Source organism: Microbacterium sulfonylureivorans (genome assembly GCF_003999995.1).
Taxonomy (GTDB): Bacteria; Actinomycetota; Actinomycetes; order Actinomycetales; family Microbacteriaceae; genus Microbacterium; species Microbacterium sulfonylureivorans.
Genome location: NZ_RJAD01000004.1, coordinates 71569 through 90240 on the forward strand (window position 1 = coordinate 71569; position 18672 = coordinate 90240).

The window sequence follows — 18672 nt, forward strand, 5'->3', positions numbered from 1 at the left end:
CGGGTGCCACGGCTCAGCGACTGAAGGCGTCGACGAAGCGGTCGCGGAAGTCGTCCATCCGCCACACGGGCGCAGCGTCCGACGGATGGACGCCCTCCTCCCAGTCCCACGCCTCGATCGCGTCGAGCACAGCGGAGTCCTGCGCGATGATCGTGATCGGCACGTCATGGTCGGCATCGGGGCCGCTCACGATCCGGGCGGGCTGATGATCGCCGAGCACGATCAGCACCAGGTCGTGCTGGTCGAACGTCTCGAGGTACGAGAACATCGTCGCGAGCGAGTACGCCACCGATTCCGCGTACAGCTCGCGCACGCGCTCGGGATCGGCCCACGCCGCGACCGCCGACTCGTCCTCGGCAGCATGCGACTCGAACACCGATCCGTCGCCGAGATCGCGCCACGGGACCATCCGCGGCAGCGGCGTCCACGGGGTGTGCGACGAGACGAAGTCGATCTCGGCCATCACCGGACGGGAGTCGTCGACGACGGCATGGTCATGGAAGACCTTCCACGTGAACTGGTCGGGCATCCGCGCGTAGCCGAACGCGGGGCCTCGATACCCCATGCTGCGGGCGTCGAGGACCGTGTCGAATCCGTAGAACGACTCCCCTTCCTCCCAGCCGCGCTCGTTCGACGGCACGACCGCCATGGTGCGCCACCCCGCCGCCTCGAAGATCCCCGTGAGCGTCGTGCGGTCGCGCGAGAGGAGCCGGTCGTACTTGCGAGGCGAGTCCACCCACACGCCGGTCTGCAGGGTCGCATGCGCGAACCAGCTCACACCCCCGAAGGTGGGCGACGAGAGGAACGCGCTCCGCGCCGAGTAGCCGCGGCGCGCCAGGGTGGACGCGCCGTCGTCGAGCGCACGCGCGACGACGGCGGTGAACGGCGTGGGGTCCACGGCCACGCGGCCGTAGCTCTCCACGAACGCGACGACGACGTCCTTGCCCGCGAGCGCGGTCATCAATTCCGCAGGAGCCCGGTCGTCCAGCGGATCCGACGCCAGCGCGCGTTCGAAGGCCTCCTGCTCCCGCACGCTGGACACGGCGCGCGACGATGTCTCCACGAGCGTGTCGGCGGTCCGGGATGCCGCGACCGGCGCGCCGGGCACGAGCTGAGCGCCGGCGAGCGCGCCCACGATCCAGACGGCCGCGAGCGCGCCGACGATCGCCCGGCCGCGTCGCTCCTCGCCCGCGGCCACCCGCCCGACGCGCAATGCCGCGAGGCCGACCATCGCGCCCGTCGTCGCGGCGAGCACGCCGACGAGGAGCAGGGCAGAGGTCGCACCGAGTCGGCCGAGTGCGTCCTCCGCGACGCCGAAGGCGTCGACGAGTGCGCCGCCGTCTTCGGCGACGCTGAACGGACGGTCGATCGTCGCGCGGAACCCCAGGTCGAGGGAGGCGGCGACGATGGCGACGACCACCGCTGTGGCGAAGAGGACCGCAGCGAGCGCCCGGAGCGGAGGCCGCACGACCGTGAGGAGGACGGTCAGGACGACGAGGGACTCGACGGGGAGACCCAGGAGGGCGCTCGGCGTGCCGCTGCTCAGCGCGCCCGGAACGAGGGGCGCCACGAGAAGCGTCGCGCACGCGAGCACCGTGAGCAGCCCCGCGCCGCGCGGGCCGTCGCGGCCGTCGGACGGGGTCTCACGCTGTCCGGTCACGGTCCGCGCCCACCCGGGCGGCGCCGTCGGCCCCGGCGGCGACGGCGGCGAACGACCCTTCCGCCCCGAAGCGGTCGGAGAGCGCGTAGCGCAGCAGGACCACGTCGCCGATCCGCCGGGTGTCGGCCAGCCGCGCCCGCCGCGACGCCGTCCACGGGAAAGCCCCCGGCTCGACGAACCTCGGCGCCTGGGATTCCCCGACGAAGAAGGGCGCGATCACGAGCTGCAGCTCGTCCGCGATGTCCTCGCGGAGGAACTGGGTGTGCAGCCTTCCCCCGCCCTCGACCATGAGTCTTCGCACGCCGCGTCCGGCGAGGTCGTGCGCCACGTCGCGCATCGTCACCTGATCGCGAAGGGCGACCACCGTCGCGCGTGCGCCGAGGAGCTGGGCGATCCGTGGCCCCTCTGCGCGCGGGCAGTAGACGATCTTGTCCACGTCGCCGGCGGTGAAGAACGACGAGTCCACCGGAAGGTCGCCGCTCGCCGTGACGGTGACCTTCCACGGCGATATGGTCCGGCCGTCGGCGACGCGCTGCCGCCGGCGATCCGCGCTGCGCACCAGCAGACGGGGATCGTCCCGCCGCACGGTCGACGCGCCGACCATGATCGCGTCGCTGTCGGCGCGGAGCCGGTCGACACGATCGAAGTCCTCGGCGTTGGACATCGCCAGGCGCCGCGGCGCCTCGCTGTCGAGATACCCGTCGATCGACATCGCGCAGCTGAGCGTCACATACGGCCGGATCATGGTGCGGCCCGCCCGGCGACTCCGGCCGTCGCGCGGCGGCGCAGCAGCGAGACGGTCACGACGACGGCACCGGGCGCGACCGCGATCATCGCCAGCACGCCATAGGCGGTCGCGGCCGTGATCCCGGCCGCAGCACCCAGCCCCACGGCGCCGAAGGCCCACGCGGCTGCTCCCTCGCGCGGCCCCCAGCCGCCGATGCTCAGCGGGATGGAAGACGCGAGCACGGGGACGATCGCGGCGACCGTCACCTGCTCCGGCGACGCGGCGACCCCCACGGCGGCACAGGCGACAAGGAAGGTCGCGATGTGAGCGGTGACCACCACCGCGGATGCCGCGGCCACGCCCAGGACCGTCCCGACGGAGCCGAACGCGGTGCGGAGGATGGATGCCTCGCGAACGAGCACCACTCGCACCCGGGGGCTCGCCGCGGAGATCGCCACCGTCACGACGACGACGGCGAACGACACGAGCAGCAGTGCCATGACCGGAGCGTAGGCCGAGATTCCGATCGACACCACCAGGGCGATCGCGAGCACGAACTGGACCGCCTGCCCCGATGCGCGCTCGACCGCGACGGCGCGTGCGGCGTGTGCCACCTGGTCGACGCTGCGCCCGTGCGCCACCGCGCGGTCCACGTCGCCGACCACGCCGCCCGGCAGCACGGAGTTGAGGAACTGCGAGCGATAGTAGGCGGCGACGGACTCCCCCCAGCCCAGCCGCAGGCCGAGGCGCCCTGCGAGGATGCGCCACCGCCAGGACGCCGCGACGGTGGCTGCCGCGGCGAGGAGCATCGCGGCGGCGACAGCCGGTGGTGACACCGACATGAATCCGCGGACGAAGGGCTCGGCGCCCGCGGCCGCCACGATCGAGACGAGGATGCCGGCACCCACGGCCGCGCGGACCCACGGCTGCCACCGCGGCGCGGTCCCGCCGCGCCGGAGCCGAGCGATCACCGCGCTCATGGCGGCCACGCGAGCAGGTCGACGTGGTGCACGACGACTCGCAGCCCGTCGGCCGCGATCTGCGCGGAGCGCGCCCGCGCGTACTCCGTCGCCCACTCCCCGAGCGCCGGCCGCTGCGCGACGCCGGCGCCGAGCCATCCGTCGATCCACTCCTCGATGAGCGCGCGGGAGCGGGCATCCAGTCGCCACGACGACTCGTCGACGCGCACCGACCAGCCCGCGGAACGGAAGAGCTCGGCCACCGCGGGAGCGGCATCCGGCCCGAGCAGGGTCCGATCGCCGCCCGTTCGCCGTTGGTGGTCGTTGAAGGCCGCCTCGAAGACCCGGTCGCCCGCGTCGACGGGGTCTATCGTCACGCGCCCCGTCACCGAGAGCGCGAGCAGGACGGGCGCTGCGGCGGCGAGGCAGGCGGCCACGATCGCTCCCACCTCCCCGGCGGTGAGCACGTCGAGCAGCGCCGAAGCCGTGACCAGCGACGCTCCGACGAGATCGTTCTCCCGGAGGTCTCCGAGTTCGCCGATCCGGGTGCGCATCGTGACTGTCGCACCGTCGCGATCGCGAGCAGACGCCCTCGCCGCGTGGTCGAGGAGCGCCTCGTTCCAGTCGTGCAGCACCCACGTCTGAGGTCCCGGAAGCAACGGCGCGCACCAGCGCACCATCGACCCCGTTCCGCTGCCGAGATCGTGCACGACGAGGGGTGGACGCAGCATCCTTCCCGCACGCAGGGCGAGCAGGCGCGAACGCGAGTCGGCGTCCGCGCTCTCCCGCAGGGTGAGCCAGTCGGCCGACACCGGGATCACCGTGCTCACGACAGCCCCGCGAGCGCCGTGTGGATCGTGCGGGCCGTGTCGGTCCAGCGCGTCCGGCTCGGGGCGGCGCGCCTCGCCGCGGTCGACATCGTCGCGCGGAGCGCGGGGTCCTCGATCCATCGCCGCAGCGCGTCTCCGAGCGCACGCCGGTCCTGCGGTGGCACCAGAATGGCTGCGTCAGGCGGGTGCGCGGCCTCGGGGATGCCTCCGACGCGGCTGGCGATCACCGGGATGCCGCGCCGGAGCGCGTCGCCGACGGCGATCCCATAGCTCTCCGTCCGCGACGGCGCGATCAGCACGTCGGCGCCGGCGTACGCGGCGTCGAGCTCGTGCGCGCTCAGCACCCCCGCCCACGTGATCCGCTCCGAGATTCCGGCCTCGGCCGCCTGGGCGGCGACCCGCGCTGCGAAGTCGTGCTCGCTCGTGACCGACCCGGCGAACGTGCACGTCCATTCCGTCTGCGAGCCCAGCTCCGCGAGCGCCTCGACGAGCGTGTCCTGACCCTTGTGCGGGGCGACGACCCCCACGCACAGCAGCGACGCTCCGGAAGAGGTGCCCTCCGCCGCCGACACCGCCGCGTCCGAACCCGGCCGCGCCACCACGAGGCGCCCGGGCGTGCTGAGCCCCCGCCGGACGAGCTCGTCCTTGAGCCACTCGCTGGCGACGATGACACGGTGTGCATGAGGGAGCGCCCTCCGCTCGCCCTCGACTGTCCCGTCGTCGACGTCGGCGAATGCCGCAGCGGCCATGTGCACGAGCGCGACGACGCGCACCCGGCAGGCGGCGGCCTCGATCGCGTCCGGCGCGCAGATCGCGACGAGACCGTCGACCAGGACGAGACCGCCGTCGGGGACGCGCTCGAACGGATCTCCGCCGGCGTCCCCGGCTGGCGTCTCGACCGTCCGCACGTCCCAGCCGATCCGGCGCAGCTCCGCGCCCACCCGCTGGTCGTAGACGCTGCCTCCGCTCACGCGCTCGGGATCGTCGAACCCCTCGGGCACGACGAACCAGACGACCGACTCGGGTGCGATCACAGCTCCACCTCGAACGAGGCCCACGCGATGTGCGACTCGCGCATAGTGACGACGATGCCGGACACACCCCCACCGCCGAGCCCGTCCGTGCGCACTGCGAGGACGAGGCGCTCGGCGATGACGCTGCAGAGGCGCTCGGTCGTCGTGTTCACGCCGGCGAACTCCGGCTCTTCGTCGAGGTTGCGGTACGACAGCGCCGCCAGGATGCCGTGCAGCGCGTCCGCCGCACGACCGATGTCGACCACGACGCCGTCGGCGTCGAGAGCGGGGGCGCGGAAGGTGGCGTCCACGACGTACGTCGCGCCGTGCAGACGCTGCGCCGGACCGAACGCCTCACCGGCGAGGCTGTGGGCGATCATCATGTGGTCGCGAACGGTGACGGAGTACGTCATTCCGAGTCCCTCCAGTCGATCGTGTGGCACAGACCGGGCGACGTCCCCGCGGCGATGCCCGCCATGACGTCGGGCAGTTCTCGCCACGACGTGTCGCCCGTGAGCAGATGGTCGAACGCGGGGTCCTGCAGCAGCTCCAGGGCGAGGGCGAGCCGGTCGCCCGTCGAGCGACTCCCGCGGCGGCGCGGCGCGACCGTTCCGACCTGGCTCGAGCGGATCGTCAGGCGCCGGGAATGGAAGGCACCGCCCAGCCGGACCGTCGCGGCGCGATCCCCGAACCAGCTGGCCTCGACGATCTCGCCCTCGGTCGCCGCGCTGTCTATGGCGACCTGCAGGCCGTCGCCGGACGCGCTCGTGTCGATCACGATGTCGCGATCCCGCGGAGCGTCGTCCGGGTGGGCGTAGGCCACGCCGAGGCGCTCGCACACGTCCGCCTTCGCCCGGTCGACATCGACGACGACGACCTCGACCCCCGGAATGCCGCGTGCCAGCCGGGCGACGGCGCACCCGATCATCCCCGCGCCGACCACGGTGATCCGATCGCCCACGAGGGGTGAGGCATCCCACAGGATGTTCACCGCCGTCTCGACCGCACCCGCGAGCACCGCACGCCGCGCGGGAACCCCGCCGGGGACGACCGCGACGGCGGAGGAGGGGACGACGAAGGCGGACTGATGCGGAAACAGCGTGAACACGGTCTGCCCGACGAGCCCGGTAGGCCCCTGCTCGACCACGCCGACGTTCAGGTACCCGTACTTCACGGGCGCGGGGAAGTCGCCCTCCTGGAACGGGGCCCGCATTCGCTCTGCCTCGCCCAGCGGCACCTCGCCCCGGAGCACGATCGACTCGGTGCCCCGGCTGATGCCGGTCCAGAGCGTCCGGACCAGCACCTCGCCCTCACCCGGCACCGGCACCGGGGCCTCCCGAAGCGCCCCGCGGCCCGCGGCCTCCACCCAGTACGCCGTGCCCATCATCGACCGGCGCGCCCGACGGATTGAACCGGGACCCTCTCCGGGAACGTGTACCCAGTGGTATCCATGACGGAGAAACGGAGCTCGCCATGCCGAAAGTTCATCTCGCTCCGCTCTCGTCGATCGCGGCGGGGCTGCTCGGCCTGTTCGCGGTCGACAGCGTCTCCCCGCTCTCCGCGGCCGGATGGACCGCCGGACTCCTCTACCTTGTCGTGTCGAACGGACTGCTCGCCAGGGGGTTGCGCCGCAGCGGGATGACCGCGTTCGGCTGGGGCAACGCGGCCACGGCCGCGCGGTCGACGCTCGTGGCCCTCGTCACCGCTCTCGTCGCGACGTCGTTCTCCTCATCCGTGTCGGTGGCGCTCCTGATCGTGCTCGCGAGCATCGCACTGGTGCTCGACGCGGTGGACGGGTGGCTCGCTCGACGCACGCGCACCGAGAGCGCGCTCGGCGCCCGGTTCGACATGGAGGTGGATGCCTTCCTCCTCCTCGCGCTCAGCGCGTACGTCGCGCCCGCGCTGGGTGCGTGGGTGCTCGCGATCGGGATGCTGCGCTACGCGTTCGTCGTCGGGGGATGGCTCGTGCCATGGATGCGGGCGCCGCTGCCGCCGCGCTACTGGCGCAAGGTGGTCACCGCCGTCGCCGGGATCGCGCTGGTCGTCGCGGCATCCGGGATCCCGCCCGCGTGGGCCTGCACGGGCGCGGCCCTGATCGCGCTCGCACTGCTGCTGGAGTCGTTCGGGAGGGACGTGCTCTGGCTCGCCGCCCGGCGGCGTGTCGAGACCACCCGCGTCGAAGCGGGTCACCGAAGGAATGGAGCGGACCGATGACCGCAAGAACTCAGCGGGGCCTGTGGGTGCTCCGCATACTCAGCGCCGTCTTCCTCCTCGCCGCGGGCGGAATCCACCTGTACCTGGTCTTCAACGGGGTCGGCGGGATCCTCGGCGTGCTGTTCGTCCTGAACGCGGTCGCGGGACTCGTGCTGGCGATCGCGATGGTCGCACTGCGAGGCAGGCTCCTGCAGGCGGCGACCGTGCTGAGCCTGCTGTTCCTGATCGCCACTCTGCTGGCGCTCGTGCTCGCACTGACCGTCGGGCTGTTCGGGATCACCGAGACCTGGGACTTCATGCTCGTGCCCGAGACGGTGGTCGTCGAGTCGATCGGAATCCTGGTGCTCGCCGTCACGACCGTCGCGGTGTTCCGCGCGCCGCGCGCCTGACGTTCCCCCGCGCACGCGACGGGTCGCGAACCCGATTCAGTCGAGGGTCGCCGCCGCGGCATGCGGGTCGGTGCCCGCGCCCTCCAGCGTCGCAGCGGTGGCCACCAGAAGCCCGCCGAGCATGAAGCTCACGATGATCCCGACGAGCAGCCCGGACGAGAGGTTCGGGATGAACCGGCGCGCCCCCGTCGGTGCGGCGGTGCTGTGGTACTCGTGGGTGAGGGCGTGGCCCTTCCCCCGCTTGAGAAGGGCCCGGTTGACGGGGTACGCGGCGAAGAACGCCGCCGTGAGTGCGATCAGCATGCCGATCCAGAACACGACGTTGACGAGACCGGCATCCATCGCACCTGGAATCAGGGCCATCACGGCATTGTCGACGACCTCCATCGTCGCGATCGACAGAGTGTCGGCCGCCAGGACCACGCTCAGCGCGGTGCCCAGGGCCACTCCCGAGCGCAGCAGCGGCAGCGTGGAGAGCGCGTAGCCGAACAGGAAGGCGAGGGCGACCGCGAGGACGACGGTCCAGCCGGTCGACAGCCCGACGGCCGTTCCGATGATGAGGCCCAGGATCTCGCCGATCGCGCAGCCGGTGAGGCAGTGCAGCGTCGCGCTCACCGCCATCCGGTTCAGGCCGCGAGGGGATGCCGCTGCGTGCGCGTGCGGGTGCGGCGCCGCCCCCTCGTCGCCGGCGTGGTGACCTGCATGTCCGTGGTCCATGGTCATCGAGACGCACCTCCGTGTCCGAGCTCTCGCAGGATGCAAACGATACCCCATGGGGGTACTCTGCGGGTCGTTGCCCGGATACCTGATCGGTACGGTGGTCCGATGGACGACATGGTGCTCATCGCGGGCGGCGACTTCCGCATGGGCTCGGACGAGTTCTACGCGGACGAGGCCCCCGTGCACCTCCGCTCGGTGCCGTCGTTCCGGATCGATCGGTTCGAGGTGACGAACGAGGACTACGCCCGGTTCGTCGACGAAACCGGCTACGTCACGGTCGCGGAGCGCGCACTCGACCCGGCCGACTTCCCCGGGGCCGACCCCGTCGACCTCGTGCCGGGATCGATGGTGTTCACTCCGACGGCGGGCCCCGTCGACCTGCGCGACTGGCGCAGCTGGTGGCGGTGGCAGCCCGGCGCGTACTGGCGTCAGCCACTCGGCCCCGAGTCGTCCATCGTCGAGCGGATGAGGCATCCCGTCGTCCATATCGCGTTCGAGGATGCGGCGACCTATGCCGAATGGGCCGGCAAGCGGCTCCCGACCGAGGCCGAGCACGAGTACGCCGCCCGCGGAGGGCTCGACGGGGCGCGGTTCGCGTGGGGCTCCGAGCCGTACCCCGACGGCCGGCCGCTGGCGAACTCGTGGCTGGGCCGGTTCCCCTTCGAGAACAAGGGCGTGGGGGATGCCGCGCCCGTCGGGTCCTACCCGCCCAACGGCTTCGGGCTGTACGACATGACCGGCAACGTGTGGGAGTGGACGTCCGACTTCTACACGCCGCGGCACCTGCGGCTGACCGACCGGCCCGTCGACCCCGGCAGGCGGCAGAACCTGCTCGCCACCGCGAGCGCCGAGGACGGCTCCACGACACCGCGCCGCGTCCTCAAGGGCGGATCCCACCTGTGCTCGCCCGACTACTGCCTCCGATTCCGCCCCGCCGCGCGCTCCCCGCAGGCGGAGGACACCGGGATGTCGCACATCGGCTTCCGGTGCGCCGTCGACGCCTAGAGACGGCGCGTCGGGCGACGCGGAACCCGCTCGGAGCCCCGCCGTCAACCCCCATGTCGAGCGGTTGCCCGGAGGATACGCTTCGGCGGTGACCACCCCGAAGGCCGCGGCTCGCGCGGCGCACGATTCCACCGTCTTCCGCACGATCGCACGCATCGGATTCGTCGTGCTCGGCATCGTCCACGCCGTCATCGGAGGAATCGCGATCTCGATCGCGACCGGCGGTGGCGGGGAGGCCGATCAGGGCGGTGCGATGGAGCAGATCCGCTCGACGCCCGCGGGAGTCATCCTGCTCTGGGTCATCGGCCTCGGACTGCTCGCCCTCGCGATCTGGCAGATCGCGGAGGCGTTCCTCGAGCGCAACCCCGACACCAAGAAGAAGTGGGGCTACCGCGTCAAGTACATCGGAACGGCCGTCGCCTACCTCGCGATCGCGTTCACGGCCGTCGTCTACGCCCTCGGGGGGCAGTCGGATTCGTCGGAGTCGTCGCAGACCTTCAGCGCGACCCTGCTGTCGACGCCGGCGGGTGTCTTCCTCCTCGCCGCTGTCGGCGTCGTCGTCGTCGCGATCGGCGTGGCGTTCATCGTGCGGGGGTTCACGCGGGCGTTCGAGAAGCACCTGGATCTGCCGAGCGGCGCGGCCCGCAAGGGCATCGTCACCTTCGGCGTGGTCGGCTACGTCGCCAAGGGGATCGCCATCTCCGTCGCCGGGGTCCTGTTCGTCGTCGCCGCGTTCACGCATGACGCCGAGGCCGCCGGCGGACTGGACGCCGCGCTCCACACGCTGGCCGAGCTGCCGCTGGGCACCTTCGTGCTCTGGGTCGTCGGGGCGGGACTCGTGATCTACGGGCTGTTCTGCTTCGCACGGGCGCGGTACGCCCGGATGTGACTCCGGTCAGCCCTCGAAGTCCTCGGGCTCGACGTCGTCGAGGAACCGCTTGAATTCGTCCAGCTTCTCTGCGGCGTCGGTCTCGGTGAGGACGTCCGGCACCCCCGCCTCCGCCATCACCGCGTCGGCCACCCAGATGCCCGCCCCGACGCGTGTGGCGAGGGCCACGGCATCCGACGGTCTCGCGTCGACGACGCGATCGCCGAGGGCCGTCGCCATGGTGATCTCGGCGTAGAACGTGCCGTCGTCGATGCGGGTGACCTCGACGCGGGTGACCTCGGCGCCGAGTGCGGAGATCAGTTCGCGCATGAGGTCGTGCGCGAGGGGCCGCGGGACGGGCGCCTTCTCGACCGCGACCAGGATCGACGTCGCCTCGAGCTGCCCGATCCAGATCGGGAGCACCTGTCCGTCGCCGGGGATCTCGTCGATGGGCTTCAGCAGCACCACATGCTGCCCCGAGGCGTCGAGCGCGACGCCCGCCACACGAACCTGAACCATCAGCCCTCGCTCCCCTCCCTGCCATCGTAGGCACGCGGAGCCGCCGGCGGTCCACGGGGCCACAGCCCATTCACCGGAATGGATGCGGCACCGCTACCGTTGCCCACAGGTATGCAGCGCTTCGGAACCCTCTCGTTCGGACACTACGGCCCCCTCGGCGGCGGCCGTCAGCTCACCGCGGGTGACTCGATGCTGCAGGCCATCGACCTCGCGCAGGGCATGGACGACCTCGGCGTCGACGGAGCGTACTTCCGCGTGCACCACTTCGCGCGCCAGCAGTCGTCCCCCATGCCGCTGCTCGCCGCGATCGCCGCGAAGACCGAGCGCATCGAGGTCGGCACCGGCGTCATCGACATGCGCTACGAGAACCCGCTCTACCTCGCCGAGGAAGCGGCATCCGTCGACCTCATCTCGGGAGGCAGACTCGCCCTCGGCGTGAGCCGCGGTTCACCCGAGACGGTCGTCCGCGGTTTCGAGACGTTCGGATACATCGGCTCGTCGGACCCCCGTGGGGCCGACATCGCCCGCGAGCACTTCGACCTCTTCCTGCGGGCCATCGACGGCGAGGGCTTGGCGGAACGGGATGCCGCGTCCCCGTTCGGCACCGGAGCGACCGGCATGCAGCGCATCGAGCCCCACTCCCCCGGTCTCCGATCACGCGTGTGGTGGGGCGCCGGGAACCGGGACTCGGCCGAGTGGGCAGGACGCATCGGGGTGAACCTCATGTCGTCGACCCTGCTGACCTCGGCCGACGGACGCCCCTTCGACATCCTGCAGGCCGAGCAGATCGACGCCTTCCGCGCCGCCTGGCGCGACGCCGGGCACGCGGGCGAGCCGCGGGTCTCGGTGAGCCGCTCGATCTTCCCGCTGGTCACAGCCGAGGACCACCTGTACTTCGGCGGACGCCAGGACGGCGACCAGATCGGCGTGATCGACGGCATCCGCTCGACATTCGGCAAGACGTACGCCGCCGAGCCCGACGTGCTCGTCGAGCAGCTGCTCGGCGACGCCGCGATCCAGTCCGCCGACACCCTCATGCTCACGATCCCCAGCCAGCTGGGCGTGGAGTTCAACCTGCGCGTGGTCGAGGCGTTCGCGACCCATGTCGCCCCCGCCCTCGGGTGGAAGGGCACGCGGGGCTGAGGCTCAGCCGGCGTCCTCGATGAGGTGCAGCTGCGTGCCGTCGGGGTCGATGAGATAGCCCGCGCGCTGTCCCCACTCCTGGAGCGCGACCGGGATCAGGCGTGGGATGCCGACGGTCTTCTCCGGGACGCCGCTGTCGCGCACGTGGGAATAGAGGCCGTCGAGGTCGCCCACGCGGATACTGGCCATGAACCAGCTCGCGTACGGGTCGTGCTCCGGCGCGAGGAAGAACTCCAGCACGACCCCGTCGCGGGCGAGGATCAGCCAGCCGCCGTCGCGATAGGAGACGGCGAACCCGAACCCGCCGTAGAAGGCGACGGTGACGTCGAAGTCGCGCGACGGAAGGTTCGGAACGGCTCGGTCTGCCATGCCACGAACCTATGACCTCCGGCGGCCCGGTGCGACCCTCCTCACGAAGTCGCGGATCAGCAGGTTCACCTTGACCGGGTCGCGGGCCGACGGCAGATGCCCGGAACCCTCCAGCAGGACGAGGTCGCCGCCGGTGAGGTCTGCCACGATGGGTCCCCGCCGCGGGTTCTGGCAGTGGTCCTCCGATCCGGTGATCACGAGGACGGGGCACCCCGCCGCCCTCACCGCCTCGCACACCGCGGTCGCGGTGTCGGGTGCGTTGCCGAGGTAGGGCGGGGAGTCGTGCTCGAGGAGCATCGTCTCGGCTCCCGCTCCGAGCGACCAGCCCACGCAGTCCTCGACCTGCTTCGTCGAGTGCGGCTCGGGGAACATCTCGCCGAAGAAGAACCGGGCGAAGTCCGGCCAGTCCCGGCGCCAGTAGTGGCGGTTCTGCTTCTGCCATCCGTCGAACGCATCGCGGGTCTCGTCGAAGTCGAACGCGATGCGGTGCGCGAGAGGCTCGGTCAGCAGCATCCCCGGATTGATCGCGACCACGCCGAGCACGCGCTCGGGGTGCTCGGCAGCGAGCATGAGCGCGTGCCCGGCTCCTGTGCAGACCCCCACGATCACCGCGGCATCGGCCCCGACCGCGTCGAGCACCGCCCACTCGTCGTCGAGGAGCAGCCGGTCGCCGAGCTGGTCCGGCGATGTGGGCCGGTCGCTCAGCCCGTTGCCCCTCGGGTCGCTCACGACGACCCGGAAGAGCCGGGCCAGGAACGGGATCTGCGCCTTCCACGCCCGGCTCTGCACGATCACATCCGGCATCAGCAGATACACGGTGGGCGAGCCCTCGCCGTACACCTCGTAGTGCACGGCGAGGCCGTCGCGGTCGACGAATCCGCTCATCGTGGGCTCCAGCGCGCGCATCAGAGCAGCTCCGCCAGCATCGCGGCGGCGCGCGCCGCGCCGTCGGTCTCGACCGGCCGGCAGTCGACCTCGTGCCCCAGCTCCTCGACGAGGACCGCGGCCAGCCGTGCGGGATCGCTCGCCTCCGCGTAGCGGACGCAGCGCCCCGCGCGGTAGTTCGCCAGGCGATGGCGCACATGGAAGTTCTGCTCGAAATGGTTCTCGAGCGGCACGTAGAGGAAGGGCCGCCGCGCCGCGGCGAGCTCCATGCACGTCGTCAGTCCGCCCTGGACGATGGCGACGTCGCACGCGGCGAGCGCGAGGTAGAGGTCGGGGACGAATCCGCGGACGGATGCCCCGCGCCGGCGCGGCAGCGACGCCGGGTCGATCCTCGGCCCCGTCACGACCACGAACCGGAGCGCCGGGAGCAGCCGTCGTGCGAGGGGAACGGCATCCATCACCCGACGCAGCAGAGCCCCGCCCACCCCGGAGCCGCCCACCGTCACCACGCAGAGCACCTCGTCGGGCCCGACGCCGAGCCCGGCCCGGACGGCCGCCCGCTGCTCCTCGGACGGCGGCGAGAACCCGGTCACGTAGCCGGCGAAGTCGTAGTGGGCCTCGGTCCACTCGCGGATAGGCGGCAGGCCGGGCCCGAAGGAGTCGTCGATGACATCGTCGGGGTTGCCGACGAAGATCGAGCGGTCGCGGAGGCGACGGTAGCGCGCCCGCTGCTCGAGCATCTCGGCGTTGTAGTCCGCGGCGAGGCGGGCCTCGGCATCCCCGCCCGCCGGCATCGGCAGCCAGCCCACGAAGTCCGTCAGCCACGCGAACGCGAAGCGCTTGAGCTCGGGGTTCTCATGCAGGAAGTAGTCGACGTCCCACGCCTCGTCGCCGATCACGAGGTCGTAGTAGGTCTCGTCGACGACGTCGTTGAACACCATGAAGTTGCTCACGAGGATCTCGTCCATCCGGCGGATCGCCTGGAAGGCGTTCAGGTCGTGGTCGGCGGCCTCGTCCTCGATGTGCGCCGATTCGTTCGCGAGGAGGGCGGATGCCGGGTGGACGGGCTCCCCGGCATCCGCCAGCACGCGCGTGACGGGGTGCTGCGCCAGCCAATCGATCTGCAGGTCGGGGTGGAGCGCGCGGAGCTCCTGCGCGATCGCGACGTCACGACGCGCGTGGCCGAGGCCGATCGGCGACGACAGGAACAGGGCGCGCTTCGGGCGCCGCTGCGCCCGGACCCAGGTGTTGCGTGTTCCCACGGTGCGCGTCCCTCCTGTTCAGCAAACAGTGTGCTCCGGTGTCGCCGCCGCGTCAGCCCCCTCGGCGTCAGGGACGGGCCTCGATCACGCGGTTGAACGGTGTCTCGGCGACGCTGCGGAACCGCGTGAACCCGCCCGCGGCGGTCACATCCCGGATGCGGGCCGGGCCCGCCTGCGTGCCGAGCGCGAGACCGACGTCCTGCGAGAGCGACGACGGCGTGCACAGCAGGGTGGAGAAGCCGTAGTAGGCGCGTCCGACCGGGTTGAGGTTGTCCTCGACGCGGTCTCCGGCCATCGGCTCGACGATCATCCACGTGCCGTCGTCGGCGATGACCTCACGGACGTGGCGTGCCGCCCCCACGGGGTCGCCCATGTCGTGCAGGCAGTCGAACATCGCGACCAGGTCGTACCCGGAGCCGTCGGGCGCGCCGCCGAACTCCTGAGCGGACGCGACCTCGAACCTCACGTTCTCGACCCCCGCCTCGACGGCGCGCGCTCGGGCGGTCTCGATCGACTCGGCGTGATAGTCCGACCCCACGAAGGTCGAGTTCGGGAACGCCTGGGCGAGCAGGATCGTCGATGCTCCGTGCCCGCAGCCGACGTCGGCGACGAGCGCGCCGGCCTCGAGCTTCTCCTTCACGCCGTCGAGTGCGGGGATCCACGAGTCGACGAGGTTCGCGTGGTAGCTCGGGCGGAAGAACCGCTCGCAGCCGACGTGCACGTCGGTGTCGTGCTGGTGCCAGCCATAGCCGGCGCCGCTGCGCGCGGCCTCGATGATGTGGCCGGTGTCGTGCACGGTGCCGAGCGCGATCTGGAAGAACCCGGGCAGGAACGCAGCACTGTCGGGATCGGTCATCGCGAGGGCGTGCTCGGCGGGGAGCGTGTACCGCTTCGTCTGCGGGTCGTAGGTGACATAGCCGCCGGCGGCCTGGGCGTTGAGCCACTCGCGTGCGTAGGGCTCGGCGGTCTGCGTGCGCTCGGCGAGCTGCGCGGGCGTCGTCGGCCCGTGCGCTGCCAGGTCACGGTAGTAGCCGAGCTTGTCGCCCATGACGACGAGCGCGGCGTTGAGGGTCGCTCCGACCTCGTCGACGGCCCGGAACACGAAGCTCATCAGCTTGTCGGTGTCGATCGCGGCGGGTTCGGTGATGGTGGACATCCGAGTCTCCTTCTCTCCTGCGCTGTCTCGGGACAGCTGCGGTCAGCGGATGCCTCGACCGTACGAAGAGGCGGACGGACGCCGCATCCGGGAACCCCCCTGGTCCTCCCCCTGCTCGTGTGATCGCGGAGCGACCCGCCCTAGACTCGGGCCATGCTGGTGGGGCGGCAGGCCGAGCAGCAGGTGATCGACCGGATCACGGCCTCCGCGCGCCTGGGCACGAGCGGCGTGCTGGCGGTGTGCGGCGAGGCGGGCGTCGGCAAGACGGCACTGCTCGACGACGCCGTGTCACGGCTGAGCGGGATGCGCGTTCTCCGCGCGACCGGGCTCGAGTCCGAGCGGGAGATCCCCTTCGCGACACTGCTTCAGCTGGTGCGTCCGGCGCTCGGCTCGCTCGACGGCATCCCTCCGTTGCAGGCGGATGCCCTGGCGGCCGCTCTCGCGCTGCCCGGCGCATCCGGGCCCGCCGACGGCCGCGACCGGTTCACGATCGGCGCGGCCGTGCTCAGCCTCCTCTGCCGCCATGCCGAGGACGGGCCGCTCGCCGTGGTCGTCGACGACCTCCACCTGGTGGACGCGCCGTCGGCGAACGCGCTCGTGTTCGCCGCTCGGCGGCTCGCCGCGGATCCGGTGGTCGTGCTGCTCGGCGTCCGCTCGCCGGAGGGCGACGACATGACGGCTGGGCTGCCGGCGCTGCGGGTCGGCGGTCTCGACCTCGCATCGGCGCGCGAGCTCGTCTCAGGCACCGGCCGCGCGGCGGCCGAGCCCGTCACGGAGGAGCAGGTGACGCTGCTTCACCGCGCGACCGCGGGGAACCCCCTCGCGCTGCTCGAACTGCGCGCCGCCGATCTCGACGTCGCGGCGAGCATCGACACGGGGCTGCCGCTGCGCGTCCCGCGCGCCGTGGCCGATGCGTTCGGCCGCCGACTCGACGGAGTGGATGCCGCGTGCCGCACGGTCCTCCTGATCGCGGCGGTCTGCGGCGCCGACCTGCGACTCATCACGGACGTCTGCGCCGACACGGGCGTCGACGTCGCGCTGCTCGGTGAGGCGGAGGACCTCGGCCTGGTCGGCGTGCACGGCGGTCGTGTGGAGTTCCGGCATCCGCTGCTCCGCGCAGCGGTCTACTCGGGCGCGTCGGCGTCCGAGCGCCACGCCGCGCATCGCGCGGCAGCGGCGGCGCTGCCGCGTGGCGAGGTAGACAGGCGCGCCTGGCACCTGGCCGAGGCGACATGGCACCCCGATGCAGCCGTCGCCGATCTGCTCGCGGATGCCGGCGACCACGCGGTCGCCCGGTCCGCCTACGCCGCCGCCGCGGGCGCGTTCGAGCGCTCCGCGCGACTGACCCCCGATGCCGCCGGACGCGGTGCCCGCCTGCTGCGGGCCGCCGACGCCGCCTGGGCGGGCGGGAACGGTCCGCGCGCTCTCGCGCTGCTCGACGAGCGCGCGCGGCAGGCGGTCGTGGAGGAGACGCTGCCCGGGCACGCGGTGGACACGCGCGACGGGCCGGACGTCGAGCTGCGCGCGTCGATCGCCGCGCGCACGGGTTCACTGCGGGAAGCGCTCGAGCTGCTCGTGCTGACGGCGGATCGCAGCACCTCCGCCGATGAGACGACCCTCGCCCTCGCCGACGCGGTGCACGCCACCTTCTACCTCGGCGATGCGCGCACGGCGCTGGTGCTCGCCCGCCGCCTCGACGAGGTGCTGCCGGGGGTGACCGCGCCGACGGCACGCGCACTGGGCCTCATGGCGTCCGGCATGGGACGCACGCTCGCGGGCCGCGGCGGTGCCGACGCGATCCGCGCCGCCGTGCCGCTGCTCGAGGCCGATCCCGCGCTGGCCCGCGATCCGCGGCGGCTGTCGTGGCTGATGCTCGCGCCCCTGTTCCTCCGGGACGCCTCGAGCGGCGCGCGCCTCCGCGCCCTCGTCGACGAGGTGCGCGGTGCCGCCGGCGTCGGGGCGCTCCCGGCCGTGCTCTTCCACGTCGCGGTCGACCAGGCGACGACCGGCGCGACGTGGGCGAGGGCGGAGGCGAACTACTCCGAGGCGATCCGGCTCGCCTCGGAGACCGGGCAGGACACCGAGCGGGCCATGTCGCTCGCGGGACTGGCCAGGCTCGACGCCCGAGCAGGGCGCGCCGACGCCTGCCGCGCGCATGGCGAGGAGGCCCGCGCGCTCTGCGCGGCGCGCGACATCCACGTCGGCGAGGTCTGGGTCGCGCACGCCAGGGGCGATCTGGAGCTCTCGCTCGGGCACCCCGAGTCCGCGACGACGCTCTTCGAGGCTCTCGTCGCACTCCTCGACCGGCTGGGCCTCGACGACGTCGACCTCGACCCCGCGCCCGAGCTGACCGACGCGCTGCTCCGCGTCGGGCGGCGAGACGATGCGCTGCGCGTCGCCGAGGACTTCCCGCATCGGGCCCAGAGAAAGAACCAGCCGTGGGCACTTGCGCGGGCGTATCGCGCGAGGGGAATGGTCGCCGGCGACGACGGCTTCGAGTCGTCGTTCGCGACGGCGCTCGAGTGGCATGCTCAGACCCTCGACCGTTTCGAGGAGGCCCGCACCCTGCTCGCCTTCGGGGCGCGCCTTCGTCGCGTGGGGCGCCGCGTCGATGCCCGCGTCCCGCTGCGCGGTGCGTTCGCCGCGTTCGGCGAGCTGGGTGCGGTGGTCTGGCGCGAACAGGCGGCGACCGAGCTCGCGGCGACCGGCGAGCATGTGCACGAGCCCGGCGCACGCGCGATGGACCAGCTCACCCCGCAGGAGCTGCAGGTGAGCCTCCTGCTCACTGAGGGACGGACGACGCGCGAGGCCGCCGCGGCGCTCTTCCTCAGCCCGAAGACGGTCGAGTACCACCTGCGCAAGGTCTACACGAAGCTCGGCATCGCCACCCGCGCAGAGCTCGCCGTGGTACTGGCCGAAGACTCCGCCAAGGAAGGACCGGAGGCGTGACGGG

Annotated in this window: 19 protein-coding genes; 6 read left to right on the forward strand and 13 right to left on the reverse strand. The window is 72.3% G+C overall.

Translation table 11 applies throughout. From position 1 onward, the window contains the following. Positions 1–13 precede the first annotated feature (13 nt). Genes EER34_RS16165 through EER34_RS16195 form a run of 7 tightly spaced genes read right to left on the reverse strand, consistent with a single transcriptional unit; the run spans position 14 to position 6576 of the window. The gene (locus EER34_RS16165) at positions 14–1660 is read right to left on the reverse strand and encodes an alkaline phosphatase family protein (RefSeq protein WP_127476609.1); all 1647 of its coding nucleotides are present in this window, start codon (positions 1658–1660) and stop codon (positions 14–16) included. Beyond that, positions 1644–2405, reverse strand: coding sequence for a RibD family protein (locus EER34_RS16170; protein ID WP_127476610.1), 762 nt, complete (start codon positions 2403–2405; stop codon positions 1644–1646). Before EER34_RS16170 ends, EER34_RS16165 begins: the two co-directional genes overlap by 17 nt. Further along, positions 2402–3367: a lysylphosphatidylglycerol synthase domain-containing protein gene (locus tag EER34_RS16175; protein ID WP_127476612.1), complete on the reverse strand. Its 966-nt coding sequence runs from the start codon at positions 3365–3367 to the stop codon at positions 2402–2404. Before EER34_RS16175 ends, EER34_RS16170 begins: the two co-directional genes overlap by 4 nt. Next, positions 3364–4176 carry an SAM-dependent methyltransferase gene (locus tag EER34_RS16180; RefSeq protein WP_127476614.1) on the reverse strand — a complete coding sequence of 271 codons (813 nt, stop codon included), beginning with the start codon at positions 4174–4176 and terminating at the stop codon, positions 3364–3366. Before EER34_RS16180 ends, EER34_RS16175 begins: the two co-directional genes overlap by 4 nt. Continuing rightward, on the reverse strand, positions 4173–5210 hold the full coding sequence (locus EER34_RS16185) for a glycosyltransferase family 4 protein (RefSeq protein WP_127476616.1): 1038 nt from the start codon (positions 5208–5210) through the stop codon (positions 4173–4175). Before EER34_RS16185 ends, EER34_RS16180 begins: the two co-directional genes overlap by 4 nt. Next, positions 5207–5602, reverse strand: a complete 396-nt coding sequence (locus tag EER34_RS16190) for a 6-pyruvoyl trahydropterin synthase family protein (protein WP_127476618.1) — start codon at positions 5600–5602, stop codon at positions 5207–5209. The genes EER34_RS16185 and EER34_RS16190 overlap by 4 nt, the downstream gene beginning before the upstream one ends. Further along, entirely contained in the window at positions 5599–6576 is a 978-nt protein-coding gene (locus EER34_RS16195) for a zinc-dependent alcohol dehydrogenase (protein ID WP_127476619.1), read from the reverse strand. Before EER34_RS16195 ends, EER34_RS16190 begins: the two co-directional genes overlap by 4 nt. Before the next feature lie 86 nt (positions 6577–6662). Here EER34_RS16195 and EER34_RS16200 point away from each other — a divergent pair, with 86 nt between their 5' ends. After that, positions 6663–7403, forward strand: coding sequence for a CDP-alcohol phosphatidyltransferase family protein (locus EER34_RS16200; protein WP_127476621.1), 741 nt, complete (start codon positions 6663–6665; stop codon positions 7401–7403). Further along, the gene (locus tag EER34_RS16205) at positions 7400–7792 is read left to right on the forward strand and encodes a hypothetical protein (protein WP_127476622.1); all 393 of its coding nucleotides are present in this window, start codon (positions 7400–7402) and stop codon (positions 7790–7792) included. The genes EER34_RS16200 and EER34_RS16205 overlap by 4 nt, the downstream gene beginning before the upstream one ends. Before the next feature lie 36 nt (positions 7793–7828). On the opposite strand, the gene EER34_RS16210 is transcribed toward EER34_RS16205, so the two are convergent. After that, positions 7829–8515 carry a DUF4396 domain-containing protein gene (locus EER34_RS16210; RefSeq protein WP_240642455.1) on the reverse strand — a complete coding sequence of 229 codons (687 nt, stop codon included), beginning with the start codon at positions 8513–8515 and terminating at the stop codon, positions 7829–7831. Between the two features lie 111 nt (positions 8516–8626). Here EER34_RS16210 and EER34_RS16215 point away from each other — a divergent pair, with 111 nt between their 5' ends. Continuing rightward, a complete protein-coding gene (locus EER34_RS16215) occupies positions 8627–9517 on the forward strand; it encodes a formylglycine-generating enzyme family protein (RefSeq protein ID WP_205791795.1) in 891 nt (296 codons plus the stop codon). 88 nt (positions 9518–9605) lie between these two features. Beyond that, positions 9606–10406 carry a DUF1206 domain-containing protein gene (locus EER34_RS16220; RefSeq protein WP_127476625.1) on the forward strand — a complete coding sequence of 267 codons (801 nt, stop codon included), beginning with the start codon at positions 9606–9608 and terminating at the stop codon, positions 10404–10406. Positions 10407–10412: 6 nt separating this feature from the next. On the opposite strand, the gene EER34_RS16225 is transcribed toward EER34_RS16220, so the two are convergent. Further along, positions 10413–10904: a bifunctional nuclease family protein gene (locus EER34_RS16225; RefSeq protein ID WP_127476627.1), complete on the reverse strand. Its 492-nt coding sequence runs from the start codon at positions 10902–10904 to the stop codon at positions 10413–10415. 111 nt (positions 10905–11015) lie between these two features. Between EER34_RS16225 and EER34_RS16230 the strand changes: the two genes are divergently transcribed. Next, positions 11016–12047: an LLM class flavin-dependent oxidoreductase gene (locus EER34_RS16230; protein ID WP_127476629.1), complete on the forward strand. Its 1032-nt coding sequence runs from the start codon at positions 11016–11018 to the stop codon at positions 12045–12047. Positions 12048–12050: 3 nt separating this feature from the next. On the opposite strand, the gene EER34_RS16235 is transcribed toward EER34_RS16230, so the two are convergent. The 4 genes from EER34_RS16235 to EER34_RS16250 form a co-directional block, all read right to left on the reverse strand. Further along, complete coding sequence (locus EER34_RS16235; RefSeq protein WP_127476630.1) at positions 12051–12416, reverse strand: bleomycin resistance protein; 366 nt, start codon at positions 12414–12416, stop codon at positions 12051–12053. Positions 12417–12425: 9 nt separating this feature from the next. After that, positions 12426–13322, reverse strand: a complete 897-nt coding sequence (locus EER34_RS16240; RefSeq protein WP_127476632.1) for an alpha/beta fold hydrolase — start codon at positions 13320–13322, stop codon at positions 12426–12428. Beyond that, complete coding sequence (locus tag EER34_RS16245; protein WP_127476633.1) at positions 13322–14563, reverse strand: glycosyltransferase; 1242 nt, start codon at positions 14561–14563, stop codon at positions 13322–13324. The genes EER34_RS16240 and EER34_RS16245 overlap by 1 nt, the downstream gene beginning before the upstream one ends. A gap of 67 nt (positions 14564–14630) precedes the next feature. Next, positions 14631–15719, reverse strand: a complete 1089-nt coding sequence (locus EER34_RS16250) for a class I SAM-dependent methyltransferase (protein WP_127476635.1) — start codon at positions 15717–15719, stop codon at positions 14631–14633. A gap of 153 nt (positions 15720–15872) precedes the next feature. On the opposite strand from EER34_RS16250, the gene EER34_RS16255 reads away from it, so the two are divergent. Then, on the forward strand, positions 15873–18668 hold the full coding sequence (locus EER34_RS16255; protein ID WP_127476636.1) for a helix-turn-helix transcriptional regulator: 2796 nt from the start codon (positions 15873–15875) through the stop codon (positions 18666–18668). Positions 18669–18672 lie beyond the last annotated feature (4 nt).

Excerpts from the sequence above, each read along its gene's own strand:
- EER34_RS16255 (WP_127476636.1), top strand. The coding sequence starts at position 15,873 with ATGCTGGTGGGGCGGCAGGCCGAGCAGCAGGTGATCGACCGGATCACG.
- EER34_RS16175 (WP_127476612.1), bottom strand. The coding sequence starts at position 3,367 with ATGAGCGCGGTGATCGCTCGGCTCCGGCGCGGCGGGACCGCGCCGCGG.
- EER34_RS16225 (WP_127476627.1), bottom strand. The coding sequence starts at position 10,904 with ATGGTTCAGGTTCGTGTGGCGGGCGTCGCGCTCGACGCCTCGGGGCAG.
- EER34_RS16235 (WP_127476630.1), bottom strand. The coding sequence starts at position 12,416 with ATGGCAGACCGAGCCGTTCCGAACCTTCCGTCGCGCGACTTCGACGTC.
- EER34_RS16200 (WP_127476621.1), top strand. The coding sequence starts at position 6,663 with ATGCCGAAAGTTCATCTCGCTCCGCTCTCGTCGATCGCGGCGGGGCTG.
- EER34_RS16240 (WP_127476632.1), bottom strand. The coding sequence starts at position 13,322 with ATGCGCGCGCTGGAGCCCACGATGAGCGGATTCGTCGACCGCGACGGC.
- EER34_RS16170 (WP_127476610.1), bottom strand. The coding sequence starts at position 2,405 with ATGATCCGGCCGTATGTGACGCTCAGCTGCGCGATGTCGATCGACGGG.
- EER34_RS16230 (WP_127476629.1), top strand. The coding sequence starts at position 11,016 with ATGCAGCGCTTCGGAACCCTCTCGTTCGGACACTACGGCCCCCTCGGC.
- EER34_RS16210 (WP_240642455.1), bottom strand. The coding sequence starts at position 8,515 with ATGACCATGGACCACGGACATGCAGGTCACCACGCCGGCGACGAGGGG.
- EER34_RS16205 (WP_127476622.1), top strand. The coding sequence starts at position 7,400 with ATGACCGCAAGAACTCAGCGGGGCCTGTGGGTGCTCCGCATACTCAGC.
- EER34_RS16195 (WP_127476619.1), bottom strand. The coding sequence starts at position 6,576 with ATGATGGGCACGGCGTACTGGGTGGAGGCCGCGGGCCGCGGGGCGCTT.
- EER34_RS16215 (WP_205791795.1), top strand. The coding sequence starts at position 8,627 with ATGGTGCTCATCGCGGGCGGCGACTTCCGCATGGGCTCGGACGAGTTC.
- EER34_RS16190 (WP_127476618.1), bottom strand. The coding sequence starts at position 5,602 with ATGACGTACTCCGTCACCGTTCGCGACCACATGATGATCGCCCACAGC.
- EER34_RS16250 (WP_127476635.1), bottom strand. The coding sequence starts at position 15,719 with ATGTCCACCATCACCGAACCCGCCGCGATCGACACCGACAAGCTGATG.